This window comes from Candidatus Protochlamydia sp. W-9, from assembly GCF_001950615.1.
Lineage (GTDB): Bacteria > Chlamydiota > Chlamydiia > Chlamydiales > Parachlamydiaceae > Protochlamydia > Protochlamydia amoebophila.
Map to the genome: position 1 here is coordinate 1 of NZ_BCPZ01000041.1, position 16,108 is coordinate 16,108.

The following is a 16,108-nucleotide window of genomic DNA, read 5'->3' on the forward strand; positions in this document are numbered from 1 at the left end:
CAAAACGTTTAAGAATTTTTTTTATTGAGTTTAATTAATGAGTTTTTTTAAAGGAGGAATATACTTTTAAGCTATCCGAGTGCACAAACTTATTTATAGAATTCAAAAATTAAGCTGTGTTTTTTTGCCGAGTAATATTAAAAAAAATTAACCGTTTTTGAGCTAAAAAAATCCTAGGTAATTTAATTTTATTTAAATTAACTGATTTTTTAATATAAATTTTTGTGAACTTTTGTTATCATTTAATTTTAATAAATTTAAACAATTATTTTAGTTTATAAAATAATAATAAGTTTTTGATTTCCTTCTCAAAATGAGGAAAATTTATTAAAATTTGGATTTTCAAGTGGATAAAATCTAAACTTATAGTTATGTTTTATTTATTTATTTTAGGTTAAAATGCAACTTTCAACATTTATCAATTTTGCTGTTCCGATGATACGAGGTTTAGATACAGCTTCTGCGATTAGACTAGAACTTAAAGATGAGCATGCTCATCGACAAGGGCGCAATCATGTTGCGGTGGCAATCCAACAAATGGAGCTTTTAAATCAAGCTTTAAGGCAAGTTAAATATGCCTTAATTGCAGCCGGAAACACTAATCCTTTAAGGGGAATGACAGTAGTTGTCATTGGTGTTCCTATGTTAGTCTCTTGGCTTGCAAGTCAGGAATTTAATAATTTACGTTTGAGAACAATTGTTAATTTTGCGCAATCGCATTTACCCACTTTGAGTGTAGCTATTTCAGTCGTTTCTGCAGTGGCTTTATGGATATTCCATCAAAGAATTCAAGCGACTGCATTTTTGATTCTCACAGCGATCGGTTTTTTAGATCGTCATTGCTTTTTACCTGCGCAAATGCATTCTCCATTAAATTATATGATGTATTCTATTAGTAATATTGCTGGAATGGTTTGGGGAAATACTTTAAATCGCTTATTCTGTGTGATCAATTTAGTCTCTCCTATAGTTGATTATTTCTTTAAATGTTACCGAAAACAATTAAACCAGGAAAATAGACAATCTCTAAGCCTGCATGCATCTAGCAACCCTGAACAAAGTTATCTTAAAGTTTCTCTTCAAGATCTTGAAAATTTGACAAACCAATCGCGCTACGCTGTAAATCCCGTTCATTTAAAGCAAAATGTCCTTCCTTCTATCCAAGAAGATGTTAAATTAGACCAAATCTTAGACTATTTAGCAGATATTAATTGGGACAATCATCAAATTGCTTTAAGTCTTAAATTACGCGATGATGAACGTTGGAGCGAAATAGCGCGAGGAACAATATCTGAGCAAGATTATTTTAAACAAAATCTTAAAGCTTTTATTAAAAGCATCAAAGATCGAAATATGGTTGGACCTCCTCAAAATTATCAAATGTTAGACTTCTATTGTAAATTTATTGTTCAAGAATTGCGCCACCAGGATGAAATGAGCCGGGCGGATATTCTTCTAAAATTAGGGATTGAAGGAGGGCAATATTGTGGAATTGGTAAATTTAGAGTCGTGGAAGAGGTATTTCATAGTTTAATTTCTCAAAATGAAGCGCTTCCACTGCAACAAAGAATATTTGCAACGCTCTTTTTAGAAAGAACTAGAATGTTTCAAGCAGTTTATCAAACAATTTTGACATCCAATTTGTTTAGCTACTTGTTTAGTAAAATCGCCAAGATAAATGATGTGCATAATTATAACATTTGCATAAATATGTCAAAGGTTGGAACGCAATTTGGTATTACTCATCAAGCTGCTTTAAATGATGAAAATGCCTATATTCCTCCTTTTTTAAAAATTTTTCCTCTATTTGAAAAAGCTCTTCGAAGAATTTTATGGAAAGGTGGGGTAGTAAACTCTTATTCTGATTCTCAATCAAATGAGCGTTGGGTTAAAAGATTGGTGTATTTAAAACCTTATGATCAAATAACAATCATAAACCATATTCAAACAACTATTGGTACACCGCAAATTCCCAAAGCAGATATTTACCAATGGTGGTCGGAATGGATTGATCGACAAGAAGTAGAAGTAGAGAGAAAACAATCTCTAAAAGAGGAGCTTACCATGGAAGGAAAGCTTCAGGGAGAAAATTTAGAAATGAATGGAAAAATTCAAAATAAATTTTTAATTGCCATGTTGCAAGAAATGGGAATTCTTTTAGACAGTACTGTTGCTCCAATTTCAATATTTTGATATTTTAAATCTCATTTTTGTTTAAAAGGATTTAATTATGTCAACAAACCTCTCCGTAGGAATTGTTGGTTTACCCAATGTCGGTAAATCAACGCTTTTCAATGCCCTCACATCTAATCAAGCAGCTGCTTCTAACTATCCTTTCTGTACGATTGATCCAAATATTGGAATTGTTGATGTGGTGGATGATCGCTTAGATCGTTTGTCTGCTTTGTCCAATAGTAAGAAAATTGTCTACGCGAATATGCAATTTGTCGATATTGCGGGAATTGTTGAAGGGGCATCTAAGGGAGAAGGCTTAGGAAATAAATTTTTATCAAATATTCGGGAAACAGATGCAATTGTCCATGTCGTACGTTGCTTTGAATCAAGTGATATTATCCATGTCGCGGGTAAAGTTGATCCAATTCATGACATTGAAATTATTAATATGGAACTGCGTTTAGCAGATTTACAAATGATTGAAAATGTACTGGCCCGTTTAGAAAAACAAGCCAAAACAAAAAAAGAACTCGTGCTCAGTTTGGAAACATTAAAAAAAGTCTCCGAACATTTAAATGAGAATAAACCCGTTAGAACACTTGAATTAACAGATGAGGAAAAAGAAAGTATTGAGGCTTATCGCTTTCTTTCTTCTAAAAAAGTTTTATATGTGGCCAATGTTTCTGAAGAAGAATTACCAGAAATGGATAATGAATTTGTTCGCCGAGTTAAAGATTATGCAGAAGCAGAGGGAAATGTTGTTATTCCGATTTGTGCTAAATTAGAAGAAGAAATTGCTCAGCTCCCTTTGGCTGAAAGGAAAAGTTTCTTAGAAAGTTTGGGCCTTCAGCAATCAGGCCTTGAACGTTTGATCAAAGCTTCTTTTAGTATGCTTGGACTGTTGACCTATTTAACCACAGGTGAAATTGAGACGCGAGCTTGGACTATCACTGAAGGAACTCATGCAGCTGAAGCAGCAGGCAAAATTCATTCGGACATTCAAAAAGGATTTATTCGTGCAGAAGTGGTTGCCTTTGATGATATGATGACTTACAAAGGCCGAGCTGGAGCAAGGGAGCAAGGAAAGGTTCGGGCTGAAGGAAGAGACTACCTTGTCAAAGATGGGGATGTCATCCTTTTTATGCATCATTAATCTTAATCATTCTAAAGGAACTATTAAGTGAACGGAGAAAAAAAATTATTATTTGTCAGCTGTGCATCTGCGCTGGAACCTCTTTTGTTAGAAGAACTTCAAGAGCTTGGATTGACTGATTTACAAACGGGCTATCGAGGTGTTTTTATCAATCAATGGAATTGGGCAGACATCTATAAAATTAATTATGCATCACGTTTGGCTAGCCGTGTTTTGTTGCCTCTTTCTCGCTTTAGGTGTTTTGACCGAAAATCTTTATATCGACATATTTATGACATTGATTGGTCTCTTTATTTAAAAGAAGGAAATACATTTGCTATTGATGCCAACGTTCATCATCGTGAACTCCGTAACAGTCTTTTTGCTGCGCAAGTTGTTAAAGATGCGATTTGCGATCAGCTAAGACATAAAATGGGCAGACGCCCTTCTGTGGATGTTCAACAGCCTCATGTCCAACTGAATCTTTATATTCAACATTCACTCGCTATCATTAGTTTTGACACATCAGGGGCTCCTCTACATAAAAGAGGTTATCGACAAGAAACAGTCGAAGCTCCTCTTCAAGAAACATTAGCTGCCGCGATACTTCGTTTAGCAAAATATTCAGCTGATAAAGTTTTATTAGATCCTTGCTGCGGATCAGGAACTTTTTTAATTGAAGCGGCATTAATGGCAAGCCAAACCCCTCCTGGTTATCTAAGGCAAAAGTGGGGATTCATGAACCATCCTGATTATCAAGCGAATGAATGGTTAAAAGTGCGTAATCGATTAGATGAGCATCGCAAAACAATTCAGCCAGGCCACCTTTTTGGGATTGACATCAATAAAAGTGCCGTTTGGGCCACTAAAACGAATCTAAAAGCTGCAGGATTTGGGCAAGCTGTTGAAGTCTTGCAAGCAGATTTTAGAGAGTTTTCACCGACTGTTTCACCCGATCTGATTGTGACCAATCCACCCCATGGTAAAAGATTAGAAGAAGAAGATCAACTCCGTCCTTTTTACCGTTCATTGGGCGATTTTATAAAGAAAAAAACTGCTAGACCTGCACAAGGTTTTGTATTTACAGGTAATTTGGAACTTGCTAAAGAAGTAGGACTTGCTGCATCTAAACGACATGTTCTCAACAATGGGGGCATTGATTCGCGTTTACTTGCCTATGAACTGTATTGACCGTGAATTCAGCGGCTTATTAATCTGAATAGTTCGCATATTAGGGAACTTAAGATTTAATTTATTAAGACTTATCTGTTTTTGAGAGGATTTGCATGCAAGGTCCTGATTTTTTACCTCCGAACCTTCATGCTTATCTCAATTTAGAGTCTGACCGAGAGCTTTTTCAAGCGTTAACGAAACAGCCCCTAGATTTAATTGCTTTTTTTGAGGCCGGCTGTCAGGACGAAGCTTGGTTTACAAAACACGTAGGTTTTATTCAATTAATTATTAGATGGACTGCAAAGTCATTCTATTTGAATCAACTCCCTACCTACTACGCAGAAAAACTAGCTCACATTATTCGATCTCACCAACATCAACTTAAACCTTATTTGTTATTTCAACCTGCTTTATTTTTAACATTTAAATTAGTCATTCAAGGTCAAATTCGTATTGTCAATAGCCTTTTACTGGGTACCATTAGTCCTTTTTTTAAAGACCTTTTTATCAATTATTATCAACAACTGAAAGATCGATGGGAAATCCCAAAAATTTCTCTAAATACTTTTAATTGGATCGAAAGCTATGCGTTAAAAGAAAATGCAGAAGAATTGTGGCAATGTGAATCTCATGAATTAATAGCAATTATGCAGCAAGCGCAAGCTTGGAGAATTCAAGGTTTAGTGCGTGATTGTGCGAAATTACTAAAGAAGTACATTAATCAAGAAAATGTTGTTGAAAACCTCATTAAAGCGCACCGTCAATATTTTTTAGATTGGAAAGCGGTTATCAGCGAAGTTTTTAATAGTTATGGGTATGGATTAAAATTATTACCTTGCCAAAGTGAGACAGAACTACGCGTTGAATTTTTAGATTTTAAACAAGAAACGTTAGATTTTTTTCATCAACTTGCCTCCTTTATCACCCATCTCACGTTTAGTGAGGATCTAAGTACAAGCCCTTACTATGGAAAATGTGTGAATGCTTGTCGAAGACTCATGGGAGCAGATTTGACAGGCTCTACCATTTATGACAACCAGTTTGATGATTTACCAGGCTCTTTGGGTGAACTAAATCTTTCTGTTTGTGGTTGGCTACGACCTCATCATATTCGAGAGATTGGCCACCAATTTTTAAACTTGAAAAAACTAACTTTAGATGGAAATGTGCATCTTAATTATCAATCTTGGGGAGAACTGCATCGCTTACAAACGTTAATTAGTTTAAGTACAAGGCAATGTCATCAATTGACGAATGACGATTTAAAATCGATTTGTCGGAATTGCTCTCGTTTAGAAGAATTTGACGTGGAAGAATGCCGTCTTCTAACAGATCAGGGAATATTGGAAATTTTTTCTAGCTGCCCCCACCTTTCTAAATTTAATTGTAACCGTTGTGACTTAGTAACCGATAAAGGTCTTTTGGAAATAGGAGTTAGGGCGCATTTATTATCTCAACTTAGCATAGAAAGATGTTCAAAATTAACAGATCAAGGACTTTTTTATTTTCTTCGTTTAAAACCCAATTTAAAAGAGTTATCGATTAAAGGTTGTGAGTTTTCTCTTACCTGTCTTGAAGAGATCCGACGTGAATATCCTTTTTTAAAACTGCTCGATTAATTGTTATTGGAGAATAAGTACTATTAAAGGATATCAGGTAGTGCTAAATAGTTAAGGCTATTTCAATAAACTGATCTAATTGGATAGACGGATTATTCTAATCAAACGGGGAAGAGTAATGAGATGTACATATTGCGGATCAGCTTTGGTGAAAAAAAAGGGTGATAAAAGTCAAGAAAAGCAAAATTTTCGCTGTTTAAAGTGGCAAACAGTGGAGCGAAAACAATAAAGCTAAAATCATTGACGGACAAACAAAGAAACTTGTCAGAAAATCTCTTTGAGAAGAATGTCTCTTAATGGGTTTGTAGAGTTTTTGTTGTAAGGATGCCCATGGCTGCTAGATTATATAGATTTCATTATCAATGACTTACCTGAGGATTTAAATGCACAAGTCACTTGTCATGAGAAAGATGAGTTGAAAGTGGCTAAACTTGAAGGAGATGAACAATGGAGCTTTGTAGGATATAAGAAAAATGATCAGTGGTTATGGCTCGTTTTTCATAAAAATGTCACAAAGTGCTTGCTATGCATGTGAGAGTCCTCGGGATAAAAAACCGCTGAGCTTCTTTTTTCAACATCAAAAACAAATCGAGGAACTAAAAATTATCATAGAGTAGGAAATAAGGGAACCCGGAGTATTTGAGCAAGCGTTGAAAGAAATGAATTTGACTCCAGAAGAAAAGATGATAATTTTATTAATAGAAGAGAATACGGTAGGAAAATTACTTTTCTAAACTTTGATTCTGAAAAAAAGCTAGGCTCAGATAAAGTTATCGGATGACAACGCTGAGCGCTATAAAGTTTATAATAAATATCTAGAAAAAATTGCACGCATTATCTAAAAATTTCAAAAGAAATAATTGAATTGTCAGAAAATTCTCAGCATAGATTAAGTCATTATCTTGTGTCTAGTGCCACGCTTTCTTTTGTCAAAGTTTTATTAAACTTACAATCCAAGGTTACTTGTTCAGCTTGTCGAAGAGTTAAAGCAAACTGATCCATTTATTTATGAAGATGAAGTTTTAAAACAAGCCTTGATTAGGCGTTCAATTGGATAAACTAAATTTCAAAGCTTAAGGGTTGGGAGTGGGGGACGAACCTTAGCGAAGTCCCAAACATCCAGCCACCCTTCTTTATCGCAGCAAGCTAAGCGGCGCTCATCTGCATAAATACCCGTTAAATTACCTTTTATATTTTCTTTTATTAGCCTATTAGGGCAAAAATTTCCCACTGTTTTAGGAATGTTTGTGATATTTAAGCACTCAATTAAATAGTAAGGATTAGTAGCCACCCAGCAATGTTCTTGATCGCGGTCGAAGCTAAGAAAATGGACAAAATGAGTGCTAAAGAAGTGCTCTGTAATTCTTTTTCCAGTAGTGGGTTCATAAAAAGTGACTTCCCCTGAATCAAATCCGCCTTTTTATTTTATTAGACTATCTTCGCTAGAGTTAAATATCTCATATTTGTCTAATTTATAGGCGTCAAGTAACCGTTGTTCTAAATTTTTTATAACCTCTATCAGTTGATAATAATCGGCTAATTAAATAAAACAACAGATGTTTTCTAAAGGAACTTTAAAATCGACGAACACGAGGCACTTGAGTACAAGTGTAAGCTCTTTAAATAAAATCAACTAAATGAATCCACATAATAATTCTTATTCTTGAATTGTTTTACTAGACCAGCAATATACCTTATTTCAGCATTGAAGTATTAAAAGTCTAAAGTTTGAATTTTATTTTGATAAGCTTTTACAAGCTCAATATCTTGTCGAATCTGTGAACGTAATTGTTCTATATTTTCAAATTTTTTTTCGGGGCGTATATAGTGTTGAAAAATCACCTCAATGGAAATTTCCGAAAACTCTGTTTGATCAGTCAAAATATGCACTTCTAGAAGAGGAATGTTATTTTGTCTAATCGTGGGGGCAAAGCCTAAGTTGGCAATTCCTGGTAAAATTTCTTGCCCTTTTTTAATCTCAACCGCATAAACACCAAACGGAGGTAAGCAAAGATTTTGCACTTCTATATTGACTGTAGGGTAGCCCATTTGTCTTCCTTTCCCAAGTCCGCTTGAAATAGTCGAATAAATAGAATAAGGGCGCCCTAAAAGAGCGTGGACTTTTTTTAAATTTCCTTCTTGGACAAGCTTTCTTATAGAGGTGCTAGAAACTGCTAACCCTTCATAGCGGTATTCATCTAAATAGTAAACTTCAAAGCCCCACATTTCCGCTAAAGATTGCATCACTAATCGATTACCTTGTCTGTCTCTGCCAAGTGTTGCGTCGTGTCCCAAAATCAGATGAGAAAAGGGGATAAATTGTCGAATACGCTCAACAAAAGAAGCAGCGCTATGTTTAGCAAGGTAGTTGGTAAAGGGAATGAGAAATAAATGGTTTACATGATTAGACTCTAATAATTTTATTTTATGAGGAAGAGTGCAAAGAAGTTTGGCAGGATCTTGTGGGCGTAAAACTTCAGACGGATGATTGCTGAAAGTAAGAACTGTTATTTCTGCATCAGACTGTTTAGCAATAGCTTGAACGCGCTGTAAGACAAACAAATGACCTAAGTGAACCCCATCAAAATTCCCTATCGTGAGGATTTGAGGGATTTTTTTATCAAAAAATTCTTCAAGTTTACTATACAATTTCATTGAGGAATTATTTTTAGTCGTTACGAATCAAATTTTGTTCTAAATTGGTGATGGTATGAATCTCTGCCCCATTAAGGCAATTTTCTAAACAAAAAGCTCCGCTTCGCGTGCGGGTTAAATTGGATAAATGGGCTCCACAACCGAGTTTTGTACCCAAGTCATACGCGATGCTACGTATATAGGTTCCTTTGCTACATTCGATGCGAAAATTTAAATAGGGATAGTTGTACGAAAGTAACTCCGTATGAATAGAAATTTTTACGGGCTGTCTCTCTACCACTATTCCCTGTCTTGCTAATTCATACAACTTTTTCCCTTGTTGCTTTTTGGCAGAAAACATAGGCGGGACTTGTTCTATTTTTCCTTGAAACAAAGAAAAGGCTTCTTTGATTTGTTCTAGAGTCGGAATAATATTTGATTGAGATAATACCTGGCCTTCACAATCATAAGAATCTGTAACAACTCCTAAATAAGCTTCAGCGATGTATTCTTTATCACTCAAAAGAAATTGATCGGAAAGTCTCGTGTAATTACGACCGACTAACATCACCATGACTCCTGTTGCAAAAGGGTCTAAAGTGCCGGCATGCCCAATTTTTTTTACTCCGAGTCTTTTGCGAAGATCTCTAACAAGGCTAAAGGATGTTTTACCCTTAGGTTTGTTGATAAGTAGAATTCCTTCTAAATGAGAAGGAGGAGTGCTAAGACTCCTGTTCAAGCTGATCACTATTGTCTCCTTGGCGGGACTCTCTTTCTTTTGTGATTTTTCCAAGTAATTCTTCAATGCGCATGTGTTTATCAACGCTATCATCTAATTTAAAATTAAGCTCTGGAAAATAGCGCATAACAACTTTTTGTGAAGCATTAACTGCAATAAATCCAGCAGCAGATTTTAAAGCTTCAATCGTTTCCACTTTCGCTTGCTCAGATCCAATAATACTGATAAATACTTTCGCATGTCGTAAATCTCTTGAAATTTGAACACGAGTCACTGTGACAAGTTCAGTGACGTACGGATTCCGCACGTCACGTCTAATGACCTCTGAAATAACTTCTTTTAATAGGGAGTTGAGCCTGTCTGTTCTCTGAATAGCCATTTTTTTTATAACTCTTGAGATATATAAGTGATGTCATAAGCTTCAATGATATCTCCTTCAAGAATATCTGTGAAGTTATTAAGAAGAATACCACACTCGATTCCTTTTTGGACTTCGCGTACATCTTCTTTGACACGTTTAAGAGATGAAATTGTTCCTTTCCAAATCATTTCCTGACCTCTTTTAAGGCGTACATAGTTATTGCGGTGAATGCTGCCTTCTATAACTTGGCAACCAGCAATGATGCCGGCTTGCGAAGATTTGAAGGTTGCTTTAACAATAGCTTTACCCTTTTCTGTTTCTTGCGCAATTTTTTCGAGTAGACCAGCCATTAAGACTTTAATATCATCGATGGCATGGTAAATGATATTGTGCAAACGAACCTGAACACCTAATTGTTTAACTAGAGCTTCCGCATGACTTTCAATTTGAGTGTGGAATCCAAGGACAATCGCTTTAGAAGCAGCTGCCAATTGAACATCAGATTCAGATACTTCTCCTACACCATTAAAAATAATATTAAGATCAGCTTTATCCGATTCAATTTTTAATAAGGCAACTTTTAAAGCTTCAAGTGATCCTTGCACGTCAGCTCTTAAAACGATATTCAACATCTTTTTACCTGTTGCTGAAGCTTGCTGAAGCATGTTTTCCATCGAAACTTTTTTCTTCTGCTGCAACATAAAAGTATTTTGACGAGCTCCTTCAGAACGGACGTTTGCAATTTCACGAGCTTCTTTCTCGTTTTTCACTACGATAAATTCCTGGCCTGCTTCGGGTAGACCTGAAAGTCCTGTAATTTCAACTGGAGTAGAAGGTCCTGCTTCTTGCAATTCTTTTCCATATTCATCGTGCATGGTTTTTACACGACCCCATAGCAATCCAAATACTAAAGCATCTCCACGCTTTAATGTTCCATTCTGAACTAAAATTGTAGCTACAGATCCAAGACCTTTATGCATTTCAGATTCAAGGACTGTTCCGCGAGCACGCATGCTTGGGTTAGCTCTCAATTCCAAAACTTCTGCTTGTAAAGCAAGCATTTCTAATAATTCTGGAATTCCTTCTCCTGTCACTGCCGAGCAATTGACTGTAATCGTTTGTCCACCCCAAGGTTCTGGAAGAAGATTCTGTTCAGCTAATTGCCTGTAAACGTTATCGGGATTAAAGTTTGGCTTGTCACATTTATTAATAGCCACAACGATGATAACATTAGCAGCTCTTGCGTGTTGAATGGCTTCAATAGATTGTTGTCTAAGGCCTTCATCACCAGCAACAACGAGGACAACAATATCTGTAACGTCTGCACCTCGAGCACGCATAGCCGAAAAAGCTTCGTGACCAGGGGTGTCAAGGATAGCGATATCACCTACAGGCGTATGACAACGGAATGCACCAATATGCTGAGTAATAGCACCAGCTTCACCAGCCGCACGATTACTTTTTCGAATCGCATCGATTAAGCTCGTTTTTCCATGGTCAACATGACCCATGAAGGCAACGACAGGAGGGCGTAACTGTAGTTGATCACTTGGAGATTGTTGTAGCTCTTCTCGAATACTCTTATCAGTAATCTGAATACGCTTTTCTTCTGCTGTGTCAATTGTAATTTCACATCCGAATTCTTGCCCAAGCAGTTGTGCTGTTGTTTCATCTTCTAACAAGTCATTTAGTGTAACAACAACACCTTGTAGAAATAATTTTCCTACTAATTGTGATGCTTTCAATTTCATTTCAGAAGCTAAGTCTTTAATAGAAATAGGAAGACGTACCTTTAAAGAAGTAGGACGTATTGTTGTATCTTCTTGTATATTTTGGCGCTGTTTATTTTTCTTTTTACGCCAATGTTGATCTTCGTCCGAAGTTCGAAGCCCTTGTCTATCGCGTGCGTCAAATTGACGAGTTTCTGGCTTACGTGCAGGTTTAATATCTTTAAATTCTTTAAATTTAGGAGATTTAAGTCCTTTACGAGCATCATCATCTGCAGTAAGTACTTTAGGCTCTTCAAAACCTTTACTTTTTGGTTTGATTTTGTTTTTATCAAGTTTTTCTTTGTTTGCTTCAGAAACTTCTTTTTGATTTGAGCTATTGGCTTCCAATGGGCGAGAAACTCGCTCTGGCTGAGGTTTAGGTTTTATGAAATCTCTCATGTGCTTTCCAGTCGGACCAAGTTTCTCTTGAGGTGGTAATGATTCTCGAATAGGAATATCTCTTTTCTGGTTTTGATAAACGTGTGTAATAGAAGTTTTGTCCTCAACAAGTGATTTAGGCTCGGCTGGAGCAGGGGGGGCAATAGTCGGTTCGATAAAAGTTGTAGGTTTGGTTTCGTTAGTTTTAATTTTTTCTGCAAATTCTAATTCTTGCGAACTGTCTTTTGAAGGCGCTTGAGAAAGCTCTTCTCCAAAAATTTCTTGACGAATTTCTGCACTTGTTTTCATGCGAGATTTTTCTTCAATGACTTTTGCAGCTTCTCTAGAAATAGATTCTTCATCTTGGGAGGTTTTAATTTCTTCTATTATTTCCTTAGATGATTGGTCTGCAGGTGCTTCTGCAAAAGCGGATTTAGAACGAGCTCGAATTCTTGGAGCTTCTTCTTTTGGTAATTCTTCCACTTCTGTTTTTGTTGTTTTGGACGTAGATTTAGCGGCAGAGGATTTCTGAGACTCCTCTTCCTTTTTCTTCGCCAACTTGCTTTTTAAACCGCTTAAATTAATCGCTTCTGCAATTTGGGCGTTTTTAATATTCAATTTTAGATTCTTGGCCAACGCTCTATGTCCTTTGTTTTCTTATTTGTTCTAAAATTTTATCTGCCATTTCAAGGCTAATGCCTGGTATTGCGGCTAATTCTTTAGGAGTTGCCGTTAGCAGAGATTTTAATGTATGATAACCAGCATCAACCAGATGGTCAAAGATTAAACTGTTGATTCCTTCAATACCTACCAAGGGTTGATCAAGAGTTGGATCATCTGTTGCAGCCAATTCGTTTCTTTCAATTGCCATGGCACGATTATAATCTGTCATACGCTGTACCTCTAAGTCATATCCAATAAGTCGACTATTAAGGCGCGCATTCATTCCTTTTTTACCAATGACTGCTGCAAAATCATCGTCTTCTACAACAATAGAAATGATACCATCTTCTTCATTTAAATTGATCTTTCGAATTTCTATGGGAGATAGGGCATTTTGCAAAAGTTCAATAGAATCATTTGAAAAAGGAATAATATCAATTTTTTCGTTATGAAGTTCACGTACAATGTTCTTTACGCGATTGCCTCTCATTCCAACGCAAGCTCCGACAGGATCAACTTTCAAATCAGTCGAGCGAACGGTGAGTTTCGTGCGATAACCTGCATCACGAACAATCTTGTCAATAATAATTGTTCCATCACTTACCTCGGGAACTTCTTGTACTAAAAGTTGTTTTACAAACTCTGGGTGGCTACGTGATAAAATCACTTCAGCGCCACCATTTTCAGTATCTTTAACTTCGAGAACAAGAGCTAGAACTTTTTCACCCACTTGATATTTTTCAGTTTTAGGATATTCCCTAGTTGGTAAAATCGCTTCAACTTTTCCAAGATCAATAATTAAATTAGAACCTCTAACAAATCGCTTAATTGTTCCTGAAATCAGTTCGTTAATCCGGTGGCGATATTCTTCATAAATTACATCTCTTTCAGCCCCGCGAAGTTTTTGTGTAATAATTTGACGGGCTTTTTGCGCCGCAATTCGACCAAAATCTTTGGGAGTCACAACGATGTCAATAAATTGTCCAATTTCAGCATCTGGGTCAATTTCACGCGCTGCTAGTAAAGAAATTTCTTGAGAGGGGACTTCTACATCATCCACGATTTCCTTTTCACAATAAACATCAATATTCCCAGTTTTTGGATGGATAGTGACTGTTACATTGGAGGCTCCGCTCACGCTTTTACGAGCTGCTGCTTGTAAAGATTCTTCAATCGCACTGATAACAAGCTCTCGCTTAATGCCTTTTTCTCGTTCTAAATATTCAAAGATTGCAATCAGATCTTTGTTCATACTTAATGCCTCAATTCTGTAAATAGATAAAATACTTTGTATCTAAATTCTTATTATTAGACTTCGAAATTTCATTCATTTGCTAAAATCTCGAATTTAGAAACAACCTCAGTCATTACTTAGTCTATCATCAATCATTCATGCTAAAAGTAATGGACTCAATGAGAGGAGTAACTCTTCAGCAAACCTTTCGAATTTATTCTTTTCTTAAAGGGTTCTCTGCTTGTTGTTAAACCTTTAACAACGAGTAAAGAATCATTTAATTTAAGTTTTCTTAATGAGATAAGACCTCCATTTAGGGAGGTCTTATCAAATAACAATTTGTTCCTAAACCAGATCAAACTAGTTTAAGAAACGGAAGAATTACTTTTCAGACTCTTGTTCTGAGTCAGACTCATCGTCTTCATTATTTTTCTGTTCATCTTTTTTCTTGCGCTTAGCAGGAGTCACAACAATATCGTCGCGATTATATTGATTTTGATCAATTAAATATTCTTTAATCGATAAAGCAATTTTTTTGTGCTCAGGATCTAACTTAATCACTTTAGCAGTGACTTCGTCACCTTTAGCTACGACATCTTCTACTTTTCCAAATGCTTGATCAGATAGTTCTGTAACATGAATTAAACCTTCAATTCCACTATCTAACTCAACGAAAGCACCAAATGCTGTGATTTTAGTTACTTTTCCTTTAACTAAACTTCCAACAGGCATTGTCTTTTCAATAGACTCCCATGGATTTGTACTAAGTTGTTTCACGCCAAGCGTAATTTTTTTGCTTTCTTTATCTACTGATAAAATAATAGCGTCAACGACATCGCCCTTACGTAATACTTCTGATGGATGAGAAACTTTTTTGATCCAGCTTAGATCAGAAATATGAATGAGACCCTCGACACCAGGTTCTAATTCAACAAAAGCACCATAATTTGTTAGAGTGCGAATTTCTGCCTTAACAATGTTTGAAACAGGGTATTTTTTCTCAACATCATCCCAAGGATTATGCTCTGTTTGTTTAATTCCAAGAGAAATTTTTCCTTCTTCTTTTTGAACCGATAAAACAATCGCTTCAACGTCATCACCTTTTTTGACAACTTCACTTGGATCTGTAATATTTTTTACCCATGACATTTCAGAAACGTGAATGAGTCCTTCGATCCCTGGCTCGATTTCAATAAAAGCACCGTAAGGAAGAAGATTAACAATCTTACCATGAACACGAGTTCCTGGTGGGTATTTTTGCTCGATCTGATCCCATGGATTCGGTCCTTTTTGTTTGAGACCTAAAGCAACACGACCTTTGTCTTTGTCTACACTTAAGATCATGACTTCAAGTTTTTGACCTAATTGAACCATTTCAGACGGGTGTTTAATACGCTTCCATGTCATATCTGTGATATGAAGAAGACCGTCAATCCCATCTAAATCTAAGAAAACACCGAAATCTGTAATATTTTTAACAACGCCTTCACGGATATCACTAGGTTGAATGTGTTCTAATACTTCTGCTTTCTTAGAAATACGTTCAGCTTCTAACAATTCACGGCGTGAGACAACAACGTTTTTACGCTCAATATTGATTTTTAAAATCTTGAATTCATATGTTTTGCCGAGGTAATCATCAAGATTTTTAATGCGTTTATTGTCTATTTGCGACCCTGGAAGGAATGCTTCCATTCCAATATCAACCATTAAGCCGCCTTTAACTTTTCGGATAACACGACCTTTAACAATTGACCCTTCTTCACAATGCTCTAGAATGTATTCCCACTGGCGGAGGCGCTCAGCTTTTTCTCTTGATAAAACAATCTGTCCATTATCATCTTCTGCTTGATCAAGTAAAACTTCTACTTCGGCATCCAAATAAACTTGAGAGGGATCGGAAAATTCTTCAATAGGTACAAGCCCTTCAGATTTCAACCCAACATCGACAACAACATGATCTTTCGTAATCTCTACAATGCGACCTTTCAGTATGCTACCAGGGCTCATTAAAGAGTTTTCGTCAGCTGGAAGTGCTTCTTTTTGAGTTAAAAGATTTTTAAATAATTCTGCATCTGTTTCTTGAAACTGGACATCATCAACGATGTTGCTTTCATTCCAAGTATGTTGAGGGTGTTTAAACATTTAAAGGTTTCTCCTATTTTCATATAAAAGAGATAGATTACCAGTGATAAAGAAAAAAAGCAATGAAAAGGGAATAATTTTTTAGA

11 protein-coding genes and 1 pseudogene are annotated in these 16,108 nt (G+C 36.0%); 5 read left to right on the top strand and 7 right to left on the bottom strand.

All coding sequences use genetic code 11. From position 1 onward, the window contains the following. Window positions 1–399 precede the first annotated feature (399 nt). The 5 genes and pseudogenes from BU804_RS00860 to BU804_RS11765 form a co-directional block, all read left to right on the top strand. Window positions 400–2,193 (top strand): hypothetical protein, encoded by a 1,794-nt coding sequence (locus BU804_RS00860; protein ID WP_075882604.1) that lies wholly within the window; start codon window positions 400–402, stop codon window positions 2,191–2,193. 37 nt (window positions 2,194–2,230) lie between these two features. Then, on the top strand, window positions 2,231–3,328 hold the full coding sequence (gene ychF, locus BU804_RS00865; protein WP_075882605.1) for a redox-regulated ATPase YchF: 1,098 nt from the start codon (window positions 2,231–2,233) through the stop codon (window positions 3,326–3,328). A gap of 27 nt (window positions 3,329–3,355) precedes the next feature. Further along, a complete protein-coding gene (locus BU804_RS00870) occupies window positions 3,356–4,498 on the top strand; it encodes a THUMP domain-containing class I SAM-dependent RNA methyltransferase (protein WP_075882606.1) in 1,143 nt (380 codons plus the stop codon). 95 nt (window positions 4,499–4,593) lie between these two features. Continuing rightward, window positions 4,594–6,099, top strand: coding sequence for a BTB/POZ domain-containing protein (locus BU804_RS00875; RefSeq protein ID WP_075882607.1), 1,506 nt, complete (start codon window positions 4,594–4,596; stop codon window positions 6,097–6,099). 118 nt (window positions 6,100–6,217) lie between these two features. Continuing rightward, window positions 6,218–6,671: pseudogene (locus tag BU804_RS11765) on the top strand (IS1 family transposase); the annotation flags it as partial. Window positions 6,672–7,165: 494 nt separating this feature from the next. Here the strand turns inward: BU804_RS11765 and BU804_RS14390 are convergent. The 7 genes from BU804_RS14390 to rpsA form a co-directional block, all read right to left on the bottom strand. Further along, a complete protein-coding gene (locus BU804_RS14390) occupies window positions 7,166–7,390 on the bottom strand; it encodes a hypothetical protein (protein WP_226996080.1) in 225 nt (74 codons plus the stop codon). Between the two features lie 422 nt (window positions 7,391–7,812). Further along, complete coding sequence (locus tag BU804_RS00890; RefSeq protein ID WP_075882609.1) at window positions 7,813–8,754, bottom strand: bifunctional riboflavin kinase/FAD synthetase; 942 nt, start codon at window positions 8,752–8,754, stop codon at window positions 7,813–7,815. 13 nt (window positions 8,755–8,767) lie between these two features. Then, a complete protein-coding gene (gene truB / locus BU804_RS00895) occupies window positions 8,768–9,556 on the bottom strand; it encodes a tRNA pseudouridine(55) synthase TruB (protein WP_102135620.1) in 789 nt (262 codons plus the stop codon). Continuing rightward, a complete protein-coding gene (gene rbfA, locus BU804_RS00900; RefSeq protein WP_042282312.1) occupies window positions 9,456–9,851 on the bottom strand; it encodes a 30S ribosome-binding factor RbfA in 396 nt (131 codons plus the stop codon). Before rbfA ends, truB begins: the two co-directional genes overlap by 101 nt. Window positions 9,852–9,856: 5 nt before the next feature. After that, the gene (gene infB / locus BU804_RS00905; protein ID WP_226996082.1) at window positions 9,857–12,598 is read right to left on the bottom strand and encodes a translation initiation factor IF-2; all 2,742 of its coding nucleotides are present in this window, start codon (window positions 12,596–12,598) and stop codon (window positions 9,857–9,859) included. 22 nt (window positions 12,599–12,620) lie between these two features. Next, window positions 12,621–13,895 (bottom strand): transcription termination factor NusA, encoded by a 1,275-nt coding sequence (nusA, locus tag BU804_RS00910; RefSeq protein WP_075882611.1) that lies wholly within the window; start codon window positions 13,893–13,895, stop codon window positions 12,621–12,623. A gap of 363 nt (window positions 13,896–14,258) precedes the next feature. Further along, window positions 14,259–16,022, bottom strand: coding sequence for a 30S ribosomal protein S1 (rpsA, locus tag BU804_RS00915; protein ID WP_075882612.1), 1,764 nt, complete (start codon window positions 16,020–16,022; stop codon window positions 14,259–14,261). Window positions 16,023–16,108: the final 86 nt, after the last annotated feature.